This window comes from Mesorhizobium sp. WSM4847 (assembly GCF_055811335.1).
The window spans coordinates 77,455-92,262 of the sequence record NZ_JBVVPY010000002.1; the positions used below are offsets into that span (position 1 = coordinate 77,455).

Sequence of the window (14,808 nt, forward strand, 5' to 3'; positions counted from 1 at the left end):
CCGCATCCCCCAGATTACCCACAGATTACCCGGGCCGCAGATTACCCGGGCCGGCATGAAGGAGACCGAGATGAACCGAATTCTCAAGACCGCCGTCCTGTCCGCCGCGATCGTTGCAACCACGCTCGCGACCTTGCCGGCGGCCAGCGCTGGTGACTGGCGCCACCGGCACCACCATCGTGGCAATGGCGATGCGATCGCGGCAGGTGTCCTTGGCCTCGCGGCCGGCGCCCTGATCGTTGGTGCGCTCAACAACCCGCAGCCCAGCTATTACGACCCCGGTTATGACGATTATGAACGTTATCCACGGCGGCCCGCCCCGGTGCGCCGCTACTACGCGGAACCGCGGGTCGCCTACAATGACGGCTATGCCGAGCCATGGACCCGTGGCTGGTATGAATATTGTTCGGATCGCTATCGCTCTTTCAACGGCCGCACCGGCACGTTCACCGGCTATGACGGCGAACAGCATTTCTGCACCGCGAACTGAGGCTTCCCTGCCCCCCCAAAAAAGCGCTGTCCGCAAGGACAGCGCTTTTTTTTCGGCGTCATAAGGAAAGGAGAGACCGACGCGCGCCGCGTGAGGCTCCGCAGCCACGACGCGTTTAAATCAGGAAGGGGTTGCTCCGGCGCTCCTCGCCGAAGCGGCCGCCGGGACCATGGCCGCAGATGAAGCCGATGTCGTCGCCGAGCGGCAGAAGCTTGTCCTTGATCGAGGCGATCAGCGCGGCGTGGTCGCCGCCCGGCAGATCGGTGCGCCCGACCGAGCCGCGGAACAACACGTCGCCAACATGGGCGAACTTCGCAGCACGATTGTAGAAGACGACATGGCCGGGCGCGTGGCCCGGGCAATGAAAGACTTCGAACGCGTGCTGGCCGAACGAGACGGTATCGCCTTCGCCGAGAAAGCGGTCGGGCACGCAGTTGCGCACCGGATCGGTGATGCCGTAGTGTTTCGCCTGCTTCTCGAGATTGGCAAGCAACGGACGGTCGGCCTCATGCGGGCCGATGATCTCGATGCCGAGCGCGTCCTTCAGCTCCATGGCGCCGCCGGCGTGGTCGATGTGACCATGCGTGATCCAGATCGCGCCGGCGTTGATCGCATTGTCCTTGAGCACTGTCAGCACCTTGTCGATGTCGCCGCCGGGATCGACGACGACGCCTTGCCTGTCGTCCATGTCGAAGAGGATGGTGCAGTTTTGCTGGAAGGCCGTGACCGGCACAATGCCGGCGTTGAGCTGACCCATGATCGTCCTTTCGCTGTGTCGCTTCTGATTTAGAGACACACGCGAACGTCGTCCACCGCATCCGGCTGTCGCGACAACGCAAAAATGAAACGGGCGGCCGAAGCCGCCCACGCAAAAGCCCGAAACCGCTAATGCATGTCGCGCAAAAGTGTGCAGCGGTTTTGCGATAACGACATGCATGAACAACAACCTAAAGCGCATCGCGTGAGGTCGGTCGAACGCGACGCGCTTTAGGCTTACTTCTTCGTCGCGTTCATGACCGCGCTGATGATGGCCGTCAGAATGGCGCCACCACCGGCACCGCCGAGGATGTTCTGCACATTCAGCGCGCTGCCCAATCCGCCCGTTGCTGCTGCGGCTGCAGCCGGATCGATCGTGCCGCCGCCGAGCAGGCTGCCGAGGATGGCCGCACCGCCGACGCCGCCAAGGGCGCCGCCGAGGATTTTGGTAAGCTGCCCCATTGCCGCTGTCTTGAGCGCGGCGCCCACCGCCTGGCCACCAATGACACCCATAATCACCTGAACAATGATCTGAAGAAGCGTGTTCATGTCCATATTGCCAGTCCCTCCATAGCTGCCAGCGTCCCGGGCCGACAGCATCATGAGACGCCGAACTGGACGAAAGTCAAATGCCGAGGTGCTTAAATAAAAGGGGCAGTCCGAAAACCGCCCCTACTTGTTAAAAAAGTTGTGACTTTCGTTATTCTGCGGCAATCGCATGCTTGGGTTGAACGGCTGCAGAATAGTCGTTCATCAGAGTCTTGGCGATTTCGCCCACCTCGAATCGGTATGGACCGATCTCTGAAACGGGCGTCACCTCGGCCGCCGTTCCGGTGAGGAAGCACTGCTGGAAGCCTTCGAGTTCTTCCGGCATGATGGTGCGCTCGATCACCTCGAAGCCGCGATCCTTGGCAAGACCAATGACTGTACGGCGGGTGATGCCGTCGAGGAAGCAATCAGGAGTGGGGGTGTGGATCTTGCCGTCCTTGACGAAGAAGATGTTGGCGCCGGTTGCTTCCGCAACCTGGCCGCGCCAGTCGAGCATCATGGCGTCGGCATAGCCTTTGGCTTCGGCGGCATGCTTGGACATGGTGCAGATCATGTAGAGGCCGGCGGCCTTCGATTTCGACGGCGCGGTGCGCGGATCGGGGCGGCGCCATTCGGCCAGATCGAGGCGGATGCCCTTCAGCTTCTGTGCCGGATCGAAATAGCTGGGCCACTGCCAGATGGCGATGGCGCAGTTGATCCGGCTGTTTTGCGCCGAGACGCCCATCTGTTCGCTGCCACGCCAGGCGATCGGCCGGACATAGGCATCCTGAAAACCCTGCTTCTTCAACAGCGTGCGGCAGGCGTCGTCGATCTCGGCAACCGAATAGGGAATCTTGAAGCCGAGCAGGCGTGCCGATTCGTGCAGGCGCTCGCTGTGATCGGTCAGCTTGAAAATCTCGCCGCCATAGGCGCGTTCGCCCTCGAACACCGCGCTGGCGTAGTGCAGGCCATGGGTCAGCACGTGGATCTTGGCGTCGGCCCATTGGACGAACTCGCCGTTCATCCAGATAAAGCCGTCCATTTGGTCAAAGGGAACGGATGCCATGGTAACCTCCCGCGGGCGGCCGCCCGCACATAATCGTTGCGCGTTTCTTGTCAGCCGCACCGGGCGGCCGCTATCTCGAAGCGTAGGCGGATATATAAGGTCTGGCAAACACAGGAAGTTCCGGAAAAACGGCTTTCCCTTGCCTTTTCGTTCGCAATCCGCCGAAAAGCTTGTCAAAAATTACCATTGCCGGGAAATTACGTCAATAGTACTGACATAATTTCCCTTTCGCACGGAGAAATGATGACGGATCGCAGCCACCCAGCCGGAAAACCGATCAGGACGGCGATCACCGACGAGGACGGCATCGACTTTGCCATCATCGAACTGTTCTTCTTCGCCTATCGCGATTTTACCTCCGATCCGGACCAGATCCTGTCCGACTATGGTTTCGGCCGCGCCCATCACCGGGTTCTGCATTTCGTCAATCGCAGGCCGGGCCTGACGGTCGCCGAACTCCTCGACGTGCTGAAGATCACCAAGCAGAGCCTGGCGCGCGTGCTCAAGCAACTGATCGACACCGACCACATCGTCCAGTTGCAGGGTCCGCGCGACCGCCGCCAGCGCGAGCTCTATCCGACAGCCAAGGGCCGCGCCCTGGCGCTGGCGCTGGCACGGCCACAGTCACGCCGCATCCATGCTGCATTGGAAGATTCCGGAGCCACCGAACGCGCCTTGATCGAGCGCTTCCTGGAAGCGATGGTCAATCCGGAACTAAGGGCGCAGATCGACATTGTGCCCGCAAAAACGTCAGGGAAAAGCCATGGAGACCATTGAAAAGGTTGATCAACCGGCAGCACCGGACGACGATGCGCCGCATCTGCTGGTGATTGATGACGATACCCGTATCCGCAATCTTCTCAAACAATATCTGACCGAAAACGGCTTTCGTGTCACCGTTGCCGGAAATTCCGGCGAAGCGCGGCGCAAGCTCGCCGGCCTCGATTTCGATCTGCTGGTGCTCGATATCATGATGCCGGGCGAAACCGGCGTCGATCTCGCCAAGGCATTGCGGGCAACCAAGAACGTGCCGATCCTGATGCTTACCGCGCTGTCCGAGACCGACAGCCGGATCACCGGGCTCGAGGCCGGCGCCGACGACTATCTGCCGAAGCCTTTCGATCCCCGCGAATTGATCCTGCGCATCAACAACATCCTGCGCCGCGGCGGTCCGGCAACGACGCCCAAGGTCGAGCAGCTGGTCTTCGGGCCTTACACGTTCCAGATCGCCCGGCGCGAGCTCAAGCGCGGCGGCGAGGCTCTGAAGCTGACCGACCGCGAGCAGGAGATCCTGGCGATCTTCGCGGCCCGTGCCGGCGAAACGATACCGCGTCATGAACTTGTCGGCGACGAATCCGAAGTCGGCGAGCGCACCATCGACGTCCAGATCAACAGGCTGCGCCGCAAGATCGAGCGCGATCCGTCCAATCCGGTCTGGCTGCAGACCGTGCGCGGTATTGGGTATCGGCTCAGCGTGGAATAGACTGCCGCCCGCAGCCCCTTGTCGAGCGGCTGCGGATGAGCAAAAAGGGCGAATGGCGACCACGCAACTGGAACGGCCGGGAGATCGGGGCTTGAGCGCTCGCGCCAGGCGGGCACTGAAGGCCGTGCCGCTTGCCTGGAAACGGTTCTGGCGCCTGGTTTCGCTTTACATGCCGAAGCGGCTCTATGCCCGCTCGCTGATCATCGTCATCGCGCCGATGATCCTGCTGCAATCGGTCCTCGCCTTTGTCTTCATGGAACGCCACTGGCAGACCGTGACGCAGCGCCTGTCGCAGGCCACGGTCCGCGACATTGCCGCGATCGTCGACCTGGTGGAAACCTATCCGCACGACGCCGACTACGCCAACATCATCCGCATCGCGCAGGATCGCATGCAGCTGAAGATCGACTTGCTGCCGCCCGATCCGCTGCCGGCGCCCGGTCCAAAGCCGTTCTTCTCGATCCTCGACGAAATTCTCTCGTCCGAGATCACCCATCAGATCAACCGTCCGTTCTGGATCGATACGGTCGGCAATTCCAATATCATCGAGGTCCGCGTCCAGCTCGAAGGCAAGGTGCTGCGCGCCTTCGTGCGCCGCAGCCAGGCCTATGCCTCGAACACGCACATTTTCCTGATCTGGATGGTCGGCACCTCGCTGGTGCTGCTGATGATCGCCATCCCGTTCCTGCGCAACCAGATCCGGCCGATCCTGACGCTGGCCGAGGCCGCCGAAAGTTTCGGCAAGGGCCGGCCGATGCCGCTCGATTTCCGTCCGCGCGGTGCCGAGGAGGTTCGCCGCGCCGGCTTTGCCTTCATCCAGATGCGCGAACGCATCGAACGCCAGCTCGAACAGCGCACCGCCATGCTGAGCGGCGTCAGTCACGATTTGAGGACCATCCTCACGCGCTTCAAGCTGCAGCTTGCGCTGACCGGGACCAAGGCCGACACCGAGGCGCTCGGCCAGGACATCGACGACATGCAGTCGATGCTGGAAGGCTATCTCGCCTTTGCCCGCGGCGAGGCAACGGAAGACGCCGGCCGTTTCAACCTTGAAGCCTATTTCGACAAGCTCGGCGAGGAGGCGACGCTGCGCAAGCGCAAACTGTCGACCTCGCTCGCCGGCGATCCAAATGTGCATGTGCGGCCCCACGCCTTTGCCCGGCTGTTGTCCAATGTCGTCGGCAACGCCTTCCGTTATGCCAAGGCGGTTGAGATCAACGCCAACCACGGCCGCGGCTCGCTGCTCGTCACCATCGACGACGACGGTCCGGGCATTCCGCCTGAAAAGCGCGAGCACGTGTTCAAGCCTTTCGTGCGGCTTGACGAAGCCCGCAACCTCGATGCCAGCGGCACCGGCCTTGGCCTTGCCATCGCACGCGACATTGCCCGCAGCCATGGCGGCGACATCATGCTCGACAAGAGCCCGCTCGGCGGCTTGCGCGCCGTCATCAAGGTTCCTGCCTGATTAGAGCGACGTGCGTCCAATTGGACGCACAAAGCACGCTCTAACACTTTGAACTTACGCATCGTGCTTTCAGGTGTAGTAGACGGCCATCGGCTATGCCTTCATCGGCCCGTCATGAAACCATGCTGAAGAGCGCGCATGAAGCGCGTGATCCTGATTGATTCGGCCTTGCGGCCTCGCATCAAGGAAACCGACGACCTTTCAAGCAAAGGCCTGCTATGCGCATCCTGATGGTCACCGACGCCTGGCGCCCGCAAGTCAACGGCGTCGTCCACACGCTGGAACGGCTTTCGGAAACCCTGAAATCCTTCGACGTCGAGACGGACTTCCTGACCCCGAACATCTTTCGCACCTTGCCGCTGCCGACCTACCCGGACATCCGGCTGGCGCTGACGACGCCAGGCCACGTCGCGCGCCTGATCGAAGCGCGCAAAGCCGATCATATCCATATCGTCACCGAAGGCCCGCTCGGCATCATGGCGCGGCGCTATTGCCGCAAGGCCGGCCGGCCGTTCACGACAAGCTATCACACGCGCTTTCCGGAATATCTGAGCGCGCGGCTGCCAATACCGGAAGCCTGGGCCTATCGCTGGCTTCGCGATTTCCACAATTCAGGACAAGGCACGCTGGTCGCCACCCAGTCGCTGGCGGACGATCTGGCGGCGCGCGGCTTCACCAAGCTCAGGCCATGGACGCGCGGCGTCGATACCGACCATTTCCGGCCGGACAAGAAAAAGGATATGGGGCTCAAGCGACCGATCTTCCTCTGCGTCGGCCGCGTCGCGATCGAAAAGAACCTGGCCGCCTTCCTCGACCTGGATTTGCCCGGCAGCAAGGTGGTCGTCGGCGAGGGACCGGAGTTGGCCAGGCTCAAGGCCAGATACCCCGATGCCCATTTCCTTGGCCACCGCCCGAACGACGAACTGGCCGAAATCTATGCCTCGGCCGATGTCTTCATTTTTCCCAGCCGCACCGACACGTTCGGCAATGTCATCATCGAGGCGCTGGCCAGCGGCACGCCGGTCGCAGCCTATCCGGTGACCGGGCCGATCGACATTGTCGGCGACGGCGTCGGCGGAGCCGTATCGAATGATTTGCGTGAGGCCGCGCTCGCCGCGCTCGATGTCGACCGCGCCGAAGCGCGCCAACGGGCAATGCGCTATAGCTGGAAGGCCTGCGCGGAGATGTTCCTGGAAACGGTTGGAGAGGCGCTGGGCACCCAGCGAAAACTGACACCACCTTTCGTCATCCACGGGCGAAGCGGCGGCAACGCCGGCGCGCAGACCCGAGGATCCATTTCGTGACCTGCGAGCGGCCCGTTTCGGTGAAGAACTTGTTGGGTTGAGGCGGCGGCGGCTCCACAGGTTCATCCGGAACGCTTTGCCGAAAACAGGGAAGCGCAGGCGCTGATCGATTTCAATTACTTGCGCTAGGGTGCAGCTCTTGGCGTCCGTCAGGATCGTGACTGCGCTAGCTGAGGCAGCGACCCGGTAGCGGACCCCTCCCGTCGGAAGCAGAGAACGCCGTTGATCAGTTGAAGGTGTGCAGCCGGAGTTTCAGGCTGCCATCTGCCTGCTTTTCGAAGACGTGGGTTGCCACCCCGGCCCACGGCTGATCCGCACCATTGGCGTCTTTACCCTTGGCCGACCATTTCGCCGTGCCAAACAGCAGGTTGCCGTCACCTCCTGCTTCGATCAGTTCGAGCTTGTGGCCTGTCACTCCCATGCCGAAGAGGCCGCCAAAGAATTTCTCGACCCCGTCCGGTGCCTTGATGACGTCATGGGTGGCGGGTAAGAAGATCGCGTCGTCGGTGTAGAACGCCGCAACCGCCTTTGCGTCTGCTTTGTTGAACGCAGCGTCCCAGGCCACGTAAGCGGCTTTCACCTGATCGTCGACGGGGTCAGCGTTGGCGGGCGACCACGAAAAGAGGCAAAGGGAAAGCACAGCGAAAATCGCAGTCAGCAGTCGAACCATCGTATCCTCCCGAGAATTGGCGGCACAGCCCGACAGATGCCGCGTCAAAACAATACGCCTGGGCCGTTGGGCTGTCGACTAATCCGTTTTGGGTGGCCGCCCACAACGAAAACTCAATCGATGTAGTCGCCGAGAACGGCAATCACGTGCAGGTCAAGCCTGTGGGCACCCTTGGTTCATTCGCGGGCATTCGGCGTGGTCGCGATACTGCGGCCGAGGTTTCTGGTGATCACGACTTTTGGGGAAACCACGCGCTTCTTGAGATCAAACCCCTGGAGCGGCCAAGGAAAGTCTGCGCGTCGGCTTCGCTCCCGCTCCGCCCGTGGATGACGAAGCTAGAACAGTCGGCCGCCGTCAGGCACCCTGCGTTCGATCGCACCGAGGACGACCGCACCCTCCTCGTCGGGAAAGCCAAGCGTCAGCACTTCCGACATGAAGGGGCCGATCTGCCGCGGCGGAAAATTGACCACCGCGAACACCTGCCGGCCGATCAGCGTCTCGGGCGCATAGTATTTGGTGATCTGCGCCGACGATTTCTTCACCCCGATGTCAGCGCCGAAATCGATCTTCAGCTTGATCGACGGCTTGCGCGCCTCCGGAAACGGCTCGGCCTCGACGATCGTGCCGGCGCGAATGTCGACACGGTCGAAATCGGCGAAGCTGATCTCGGGCTTGCGCTGGCTGCTCGAACTCATGGCGGGTCAGGACCTGGCTCAGGCGTTTCCGTAGGTCTCGAACAGGACGCCGGCCAGCGCATCCTTGGCCGAGGTTCCCGACCAGACGACGAACTGGAACGCCTGGAAGTAGCATTCGCAGGCTTCCAGCGCCGACGACAACAGCACCTCGACCTGCTGGCTCGACGGCTCGACCCCGCCGGCGAGCAGCAGCGACTGGCGGAACATGATCGCGCCCTCCTGCTCCCAGAGGTCGAAATGGCCGAACAGCATCTGCTCGTTGATCAGCGAAAGCAGCCGCATCACTTCGAGCGCGCGCGCCTCCGGCACCTTGATGTCGAAAGCGCAGGCCAGATGCAGCGCCTCGAAATCCTCCATCCAGGAAAATGAGACGTGGTAGTCGGTCCAGCTTCCGGCAACCGAAATCGAAATCTCGTCGTCGCCGGCCCGTTCGAAGGACCAGTCGTTGTTGTGCGCCACCTGCTCGATAACATCCACCGGATGGATTTCGCGCGAGAATTCGAGTTCGAGAAGTTCCATGAATGCTTCCTGTCGTTCCTTCGCCTCGGCCGGCGGGGCACCCACAACGAACAATTTTGTCTAGAACTCGGACGGCCGGGACTTCGTCAACGCACAAAGACCCCAGACCGGACCCCACCGCCCGGCGCATGACCCTGCTCCGAATCATGCAACAAATTCAGTCTATTGATCGGGAGTCGCGTGACCAGCCCAATTTTTCGCACTGCGTCATTCGCATGTGGAAAGCCGCTGTCACAAAGATTCACGCAATGCCAGTAAGCGATTCACGACAAAGCGCTTTTTGCGATTGTGCTTTGTGGAAAAGTTTAACGTTATTTTTTTAACCTGGACTTTGCCGCAGCCGCAGGCGCGGCCTGCCCGGTCAGTTCGGCGAGCTTCGCCTCGAGCGTCTCGATGCGCGCAGCGAGACGGGTGTTTTCTTCCCTGGCTTTTACCGCCATGTCGCGGGCGGCCTCGAATTCTTCGCGCTGCACCAGGTCCATCGAGTTGAGAACACGCTCGGCCTGCCCCTTGAAGGCGGTTTCCACTTCGCGGCGCACGCCTTGCGCGGCACCGGCAGCGTCGGTCATCAGCTTGGCGAATTCATCGAGAATGCGGTTCGGTCCGGTCGACATGGCAAATCCTCGCTTGCTCGATTTGACGTAGTGGCGCGCGACGCGGAATGCAAGAACGTTGAGGCTGCTGCGTCATCAAGTCGGGTGCAATTTGACCTGACCTCGCAAGCCATAGCTGGTACCGTCCAAGAAAGAGCATTTTGACGGGGCCTGCAATGGCTTTCAGTGCGAATTTGGACCAGCGTCTTGCCGCACGCGACGCCGCGCTCGCCAAGGGCATCGGCGATGCCGACGCAGGGCGGGTGAAGCCTGCGGAAGAGGTGCTTGACCGCCTGGAGGCCAAATACAAGGGATTGGCCGGGACCAAGCTGTGAGGCGGCAGTACCGGCGCGATCAGCCCGCTTCCCGAAGCCGTATTTGCCGCGCCAGCGTCGCCTTGACCGGGCCAAAACCCTGCCGCATGGTCCGCGCCCGAACGTGATCGCAACCGGGAGATCCTGTTGAGCGAGTATCTTATGCTGCCGTTGGCCGTCCTGCCCTTCCCCAACATCGACCCGGTCATCGTCCAGATCGGGCCGCTGGCGGTGCATTGGTATGGCGTCGGCTACATCGTCGGCATTCTCTTCGCCTGGTGGTATGCCAAGCGGCTCGTCACCAATGCAAGGCTCTGGCCCGACGGCACCGTGCCCATGAAGCCCGAGGATCTCGACGACTTCATCGTCTGGGCGGCTATCGGCGTGGTGCTTGGCGGGCGTGTCGGCTACGTGCTGTTTTACGACCTGCCGCGCTACATCGCTCAACCCTTTGATATCCTTGCTGTCTGGCAGGGCGGCATGTCGTTCCATGGCGGGCTGCTCGGCGTCATTCTCGCCATGACGCTGTTTTCCTGGTCGCGCGGCATCCGCACCTGGTCGCTGTTCGACGTGGTGGCGGCCGGCGTGCCGGTCGGCCTTGGCCTCGTCCGCATGGCGAATTTCATCAACTCCGAACTCTGGGGCAGGCCGACCGACGTGCCATGGGCGGTCGAATTCCCCAATGGCGGGCCATTTGCGCGCCATCCGAGCCAGCTCTACGAGGCGCTGCTCGAAGGCCTGGTGCTGTTCCTGGTCCTGCGCTTCTTCACCCATTCCAGGCTCAAGCTGAAGACGCCGCGCTTCGTCGGCGGCGCCTTCATCGCCGGTTACGGTCTCTCGCGCATCTTTGTCGAATTCTTCCGCGAGCCCGACCAGCAGCTCGGCTACCTCCTCGGCACCAACTGGCTGACGATGGGCATGGTGCTGTCGCTGCCGATGCTGCTGGCCGGCATCTGGGCGATGGTGACTGCTACCGCATCGGCCCAAAAATCGGAATCGATTTTGGGGAAGCACGATGCGTAGAATCAAAGTGCCAGGGCGTACTTTGTGCGTCCAAATGGACGCACGTCGCCCTAGGGCGGTAACACAGCCACAGCCGGTATGACCCGGCTGAAAACCCGCATCGTCGAGCTGATCGGTGCGGCGGGGCCGATCCCCGTCAACCACTACATGGCGCTTTGCCTGTTCGATCCGCTGGACGGCTACTATACGACGCGCGAGCCGTTCGGGGCTGCCGGCGACTTCGTCACCGCGCCGGAGATCAGCCAGATGTTCGGCGAGCTGATCGCCGTCTGGCTCTACGAAGCCTGGCTGGCGACCGGCCGGCCGATGCCGGCCACCATCGCCGAGATCGGCCCCGGCCGCGGCACGCTGATGAAGGACATGCTGCGCACGCTTGCGCGGCTCGATCCGGCGCTGACCGCCGGTGCGTCGTTCGCCATGATCGAGACCAGTCCGCGACTGGCCGATGTCCAAAGGCAAACGCTTGTCGCCACGCCGGCCGCGATCGGCTGGCACGAAAGCATCGACACGCTGCCGCAGACCCCGCTTTTCATCGTCGGCAACGAATTGTTCGACGCGGTGCCGATCCGCCAGTTCGTCCGCGCCGGAACAGGCTGGCGCGAACGGATGATCGGCCTCGATGGCGCCGACCAATTGCACGTCTTCGCCGGCGCCGGCTCGGTCGATCCAACACTGTTGCCAGACGATGCCGAAAACGCGCCACAGGGCGCGATCGTCGAGGTCGCGCCGGCCCGAGCCGCGCTGATGGCGACCATCGCCGAGCGCTTGGCCGGGCTCGGCGGCGCCGGCCTGTTCCTCGACTATGGCTACCTCCAGCCAGGGATCGGCGACACGTTGCAGGCCTTGCGCAAGCACGATCACGAAGATGTGCTGGCCAATCCAGGCGAAGCCGACCTCACCGCCCATGTCGATTTCGCCGCCCTTGCCGCGATCGTGCGGGCGCATGGCCTCGATGCCCATCTCTCCACGCAAGGCGAATTCCTGGTGGAAATGGGGCTTCTCGAACGCGCCGGCCAGCTCGGCGCCAATGCCAATGAGGCGGCTCGCGAAAAGATTGCGGGTGAGGTCGAACGCCTCGCCGGCCCGCAAGCCATGGGCGACCTGTTCAAGGTGCTTGCTGTCCTGCCTGCCGGCATCGCCGTTCCGCCCTTTGCAACGGCGGATTGACTTTTCACTGCCGCCTCTCCCACTCTCCCGCCTTCCGACTGTCGCCGTCTTTCGACTGTCGCTTGACGAAATCGCTCTCACGGACAACAACGCAGCCATGCTGAATCAGTCCAAACCGGATCCCGTTCGGTCGCCCTTGCTGGAGAAAGCGCGGGCGCAAGGCATTCGCCACGGCTATTTCACCCGCGTCGGCGGCGTCTCCAGCGGCATCTATCAGGGCCTCAACATCGGCACCGGCTCGAGCGACGACCAGACGCAGGTCGCCGAGAACCGCCGCCGCGTCGCCGACTGGATGGGCGTGCCATCAAGCCGTCTGTTGACCGCCCACCAGATCCATTCGCCCGATGTCGTCATCGCCAGGGAGCCCTTTCCCGGCGAGCGGCCGAAGGCCGACGCCGTCGTCACCGACCGGCCGGGGATTGCGGTGGGCGCCTCGACGGCCGATTGCGGACCGGTGCTGTTCGCCGATGCCGAGGCGCGAATCGTCGGCGCAGCCCATGCCGGCTGGAAGGGCGCCTTGTCAGGCGTGCTGGAAAACACCATTGCGGCGATGGAAAGCCTCGGCGCCCGGCGCGAGCGCATCGTTGCGGTGCTCGGTCCGTCCATCGGCCCGGAAAACTATGAAGTCGGCCCGGAATTCATCGCTCGTTTCATCGAGGCCGATGCCGACAATATCAGCTATTTCGCGCCATCAGCGAAGCCGGGACATGCAATGTTCGACCTCAACCGCTATACGGTCGATCGGCTGACCCGGGCCGGCGTCACCGCCGATGGGCTCGGCCGCTGCACCTACGCCGAGGAGGATCTGTTCTATTCCTACCGGCGCAGCACCCATCGCAAGGAGCCGGATTACGGGCGGCAGATTTCGGCAATCGTTTTGGAGACAGAATAATGGCGCTGCATTTCGAACGGTCGGAATTTGACGCGCGGCGCGATCGGCTGATGATCGAGATCGCCGAGAAGAAGCTCGATGCCGTCCTTTTGTTTGCGCAGGAGAGCATGTACTGGCTGACCGGCTACGATACGTTCGGCTTCTGCTTCTTCCAGTGCCTGGTGGTGAAGGCGGACGGCTCGATGATCCTGCTCACGCGCTCGGCCGATCTGCGCCAGGCGCGCCACACCTCGATCATCGACAACATCGTGCTGTGGACCGACCGCGACGGCGCCAATCCGGCGATCGACCTGCGCAATTTGCTCAACGACCTCGACCTGCTCGGCGCCCGCATCGGCGTCGAATACGACACCCACGGCCTGACCGCCTACAATGGCCGGCGCCTGGACGAGCAATTGCAGACCTTTGGCCAGATCGCCGACGCGTCCGGCATCATCAGCCGGCTGCGCCTGTTCAAGAGCCCGGCCGAGATCGCCAAGGTGGAAAAGGCCGCAAATCTCGCCGACGACGCTCTGGACGCGGCCCTGCCGCTGATCAAGCAGGGTGGCGACGAAGCCTTGATCCTCGCCGCCATGCAGGGCGCGATCTTTGCCGGCGGCGGCGACTATCCGGCCAACGAGTTCATCATCGGCTCTGGCGTGGACGCACTGCTTTGCCGATACAAGGCTGGCCGCCGCAAGCTGAGCAAGAACGACCAGTTGACGCTCGAATGGGCCGGCGTCTTCCACCATTACCATGCGGCGATGATGCGCACCGTGCTGACCGGCAAGGTGTCGAAACGTCACCAGGAGCTGTTCGATGCTGCGCGCGCCGCACTTCTGGCGGTCGAAAAGGCGATGACGCCCGGAAATACCTTCGGCGACGTGTTCGACGCGCATGCCCGCACGCTCGAAACCCACAATTTGACCAAGCACCGGCTCAACGCCTGCGGCTATTCGCTCGGCGCCCGCTTCACCCCATCATGGATGGACATGCCGATGTTCTATCAGGGCAATCCCGAACCGATCGCGCCGAACATGACGCTGTTCGCCCATATGATCATCATGGACTCCGAAACCGAGACGGCAATGACGCTTGGCCGCACCTATCTGACGACTGAATCGCAGCCGAAGCCGCTGTCCCGCCATGATCTCGACTTGATTGTGCAATGAATCCATAATGGTAAGAATGCAAGAGGCGTTCATCGCCAGGGAGTTTTGAGGCAAATGAGGCGATCGCATGCGACGACCGTGTCATTGCTCGCGGCGCTGGCGCTGGCCGCCTGCACCAACGCGAAGGACGTTCTCGAACCCTCGGCCATCGCCCCGCAGTCGACACAGACCGTGCCAACGGCCGGAAGCGGCACGGCTGCAACACCCACCGCACCTGCGACGACCGCGCAGCCTCCCGCAGCAACACAGCCTTCCGCCCCTGCGCAGCCTGCAACCACGACCGCGCCGCCCACAAAGAGCGCCGCCGTCATCGCACGAACCCGCCTGCAGGTAGCGCCGATCGTCGGCGCCTCGGTGGAAGCCGCGACACCGCTGACCGCGGCGCTTCAGACGCGAGCCAAGCAGCGCGGCATCACCTTGGCAGGCAGCGCCGGCCAGACCCCGACGCACGTGCTGAAAGGCTATTTCTCGACGATGTCGGAAGGCAAGGATACCACCGTCATCTATGTCTGGGACGTCTATGACCCGGCAGGCAACCGGCTGCATCGCATCAACGGCCAGCAGAAGGCGGCCTCGGTCAATGGTGGCGAAGGGTGGGCTGCGGTCGCGCCGGAAACCATGCAGGCGATCGCCGACCAGACGATCGACCAGTTCGCCACATGGCTTGGCGGCCAAGCGGGCTGACCGGCGGG

General features: G+C 62.6%; 18 protein-coding genes. 11 read left to right on the forward strand and 7 right to left on the reverse strand.

Features of this window, described 5'->3' with window-relative positions:
* Nucleotides 1–70: 70 nt before the first annotated feature.
* Nucleotides 71–490 (forward strand): BA14K family protein, encoded by a 420-nt coding sequence (locus tag AC0L28_RS03055; RefSeq protein ID WP_473475821.1) that lies wholly within the window; start codon nt 71–73, stop codon nt 488–490.
* A 115-nt stretch (nt 491–605) separates the two neighbouring features.
* Here AC0L28_RS03055 and AC0L28_RS03060 read toward each other — a convergent pair whose 3' ends face one another.
* The 3 genes from AC0L28_RS03060 to AC0L28_RS03070 all read right to left on the reverse strand — a co-directional run bounded on the left by AC0L28_RS03060 (nt 606) and on the right by AC0L28_RS03070 (nt 2,840).
* Nucleotides 606–1,247, reverse strand: a complete 642-nt coding sequence (locus AC0L28_RS03060) for an MBL fold metallo-hydrolase (protein WP_128177015.1) — start codon at nt 1,245–1,247, stop codon at nt 606–608.
* A 236-nt stretch (nt 1,248–1,483) separates the two neighbouring features.
* Nucleotides 1,484–1,801 carry a hypothetical protein gene (locus AC0L28_RS03065; protein ID WP_473475487.1) on the reverse strand — a complete coding sequence of 106 codons (318 nt, stop codon included), beginning with the start codon at nt 1,799–1,801 and terminating at the stop codon, nt 1,484–1,486.
* Between the two features lie 145 nt (nt 1,802–1,946).
* Complete coding sequence (locus AC0L28_RS03070) at nt 1,947–2,840, reverse strand: branched-chain amino acid aminotransferase (protein WP_091598375.1); 894 nt, start codon at nt 2,838–2,840, stop codon at nt 1,947–1,949.
* A gap of 243 nt (nt 2,841–3,083) precedes the next feature.
* On the opposite strand from AC0L28_RS03070, the gene AC0L28_RS03075 reads away from it, so the two are divergent.
* The 4 genes from AC0L28_RS03075 to AC0L28_RS03090 all read left to right on the forward strand — a co-directional run bounded on the left by AC0L28_RS03075 (nt 3,084) and on the right by AC0L28_RS03090 (nt 7,092).
* Nucleotides 3,084–3,617 carry a MarR family winged helix-turn-helix transcriptional regulator gene (locus AC0L28_RS03075; protein ID WP_031255243.1) on the forward strand — a complete coding sequence of 178 codons (534 nt, stop codon included), beginning with the start codon at nt 3,084–3,086 and terminating at the stop codon, nt 3,615–3,617.
* On the forward strand, nt 3,604–4,323 hold the full coding sequence (locus AC0L28_RS03080) for a response regulator (protein WP_023799877.1): 720 nt from the start codon (nt 3,604–3,606) through the stop codon (nt 4,321–4,323). The genes AC0L28_RS03075 and AC0L28_RS03080 overlap by 14 nt, the downstream gene beginning before the upstream one ends.
* Nucleotides 4,324–4,375: 52 nt before the next feature.
* On the forward strand, nt 4,376–5,788 hold the full coding sequence (locus tag AC0L28_RS03085) for an ATP-binding protein (RefSeq protein ID WP_473475490.1): 1,413 nt from the start codon (nt 4,376–4,378) through the stop codon (nt 5,786–5,788).
* Between the two features lie 218 nt (nt 5,789–6,006).
* Nucleotides 6,007–7,092, forward strand: a complete 1,086-nt coding sequence (locus AC0L28_RS03090) for a glycosyltransferase family 4 protein (RefSeq protein ID WP_473475491.1) — start codon at nt 6,007–6,009, stop codon at nt 7,090–7,092.
* Between the two features lie 226 nt (nt 7,093–7,318).
* On the opposite strand, the gene AC0L28_RS03095 is transcribed toward AC0L28_RS03090, so the two are convergent.
* The 4 genes from AC0L28_RS03095 to AC0L28_RS03110 all read right to left on the reverse strand — a co-directional run bounded on the left by AC0L28_RS03095 (nt 7,319) and on the right by AC0L28_RS03110 (nt 9,590).
* The gene (locus AC0L28_RS03095; protein WP_023799881.1) at nt 7,319–7,762 is read right to left on the reverse strand and encodes a YybH family protein; all 444 of its coding nucleotides are present in this window, start codon (nt 7,760–7,762) and stop codon (nt 7,319–7,321) included.
* 335 nt (nt 7,763–8,097) lie between these two features.
* Nucleotides 8,098–8,457 (reverse strand): tRNA-binding protein, encoded by a 360-nt coding sequence (locus tag AC0L28_RS03100; RefSeq protein ID WP_027151061.1) that lies wholly within the window; start codon nt 8,455–8,457, stop codon nt 8,098–8,100.
* A gap of 18 nt (nt 8,458–8,475) precedes the next feature.
* Entirely contained in the window at nt 8,476–8,976 is a 501-nt protein-coding gene (locus AC0L28_RS03105) for a type III secretion system chaperone family protein (RefSeq protein WP_006202532.1), read from the reverse strand.
* A 311-nt stretch (nt 8,977–9,287) separates the two neighbouring features.
* Nucleotides 9,288–9,590: an accessory factor UbiK family protein gene (locus AC0L28_RS03110; protein WP_287230744.1), complete on the reverse strand. Its 303-nt coding sequence runs from the start codon at nt 9,588–9,590 to the stop codon at nt 9,288–9,290.
* Nucleotides 9,591–9,745: 155 nt separating this feature from the next.
* Here AC0L28_RS03110 and AC0L28_RS03115 point away from each other — a divergent pair, with 155 nt between their 5' ends.
* From AC0L28_RS03115 to AC0L28_RS03140, 6 genes are all read left to right on the forward strand, one after another.
* Entirely contained in the window at nt 9,746–9,904 is a 159-nt protein-coding gene (locus AC0L28_RS03115; protein WP_023799884.1) for a hypothetical protein, read from the forward strand.
* A 126-nt stretch (nt 9,905–10,030) separates the two neighbouring features.
* Nucleotides 10,031–10,906 carry a prolipoprotein diacylglyceryl transferase gene (lgt, locus tag AC0L28_RS03120; RefSeq protein ID WP_287171591.1) on the forward strand — a complete coding sequence of 292 codons (876 nt, stop codon included), beginning with the start codon at nt 10,031–10,033 and terminating at the stop codon, nt 10,904–10,906.
* Between the two features lie 78 nt (nt 10,907–10,984).
* Nucleotides 10,985–12,073, forward strand: coding sequence for a class I SAM-dependent methyltransferase (locus AC0L28_RS03125; protein ID WP_287238955.1), 1,089 nt, complete (start codon nt 10,985–10,987; stop codon nt 12,071–12,073).
* A 97-nt stretch (nt 12,074–12,170) separates the two neighbouring features.
* The gene (gene pgeF, locus AC0L28_RS03130; protein WP_287171589.1) at nt 12,171–12,965 is read left to right on the forward strand and encodes a peptidoglycan editing factor PgeF; all 795 of its coding nucleotides are present in this window, start codon (nt 12,171–12,173) and stop codon (nt 12,963–12,965) included.
* A complete protein-coding gene (locus tag AC0L28_RS03135; RefSeq protein WP_023799888.1) occupies nt 12,965–14,116 on the forward strand; it encodes a M24 family metallopeptidase in 1,152 nt (383 codons plus the stop codon). The genes pgeF and AC0L28_RS03135 overlap by 1 nt, the downstream gene beginning before the upstream one ends.
* Before the next feature lie 54 nt (nt 14,117–14,170).
* Entirely contained in the window at nt 14,171–14,800 is a 630-nt protein-coding gene (locus tag AC0L28_RS03140; RefSeq protein WP_473475495.1) for a hypothetical protein, read from the forward strand.
* Nucleotides 14,801–14,808: the final 8 nt, after the last annotated feature.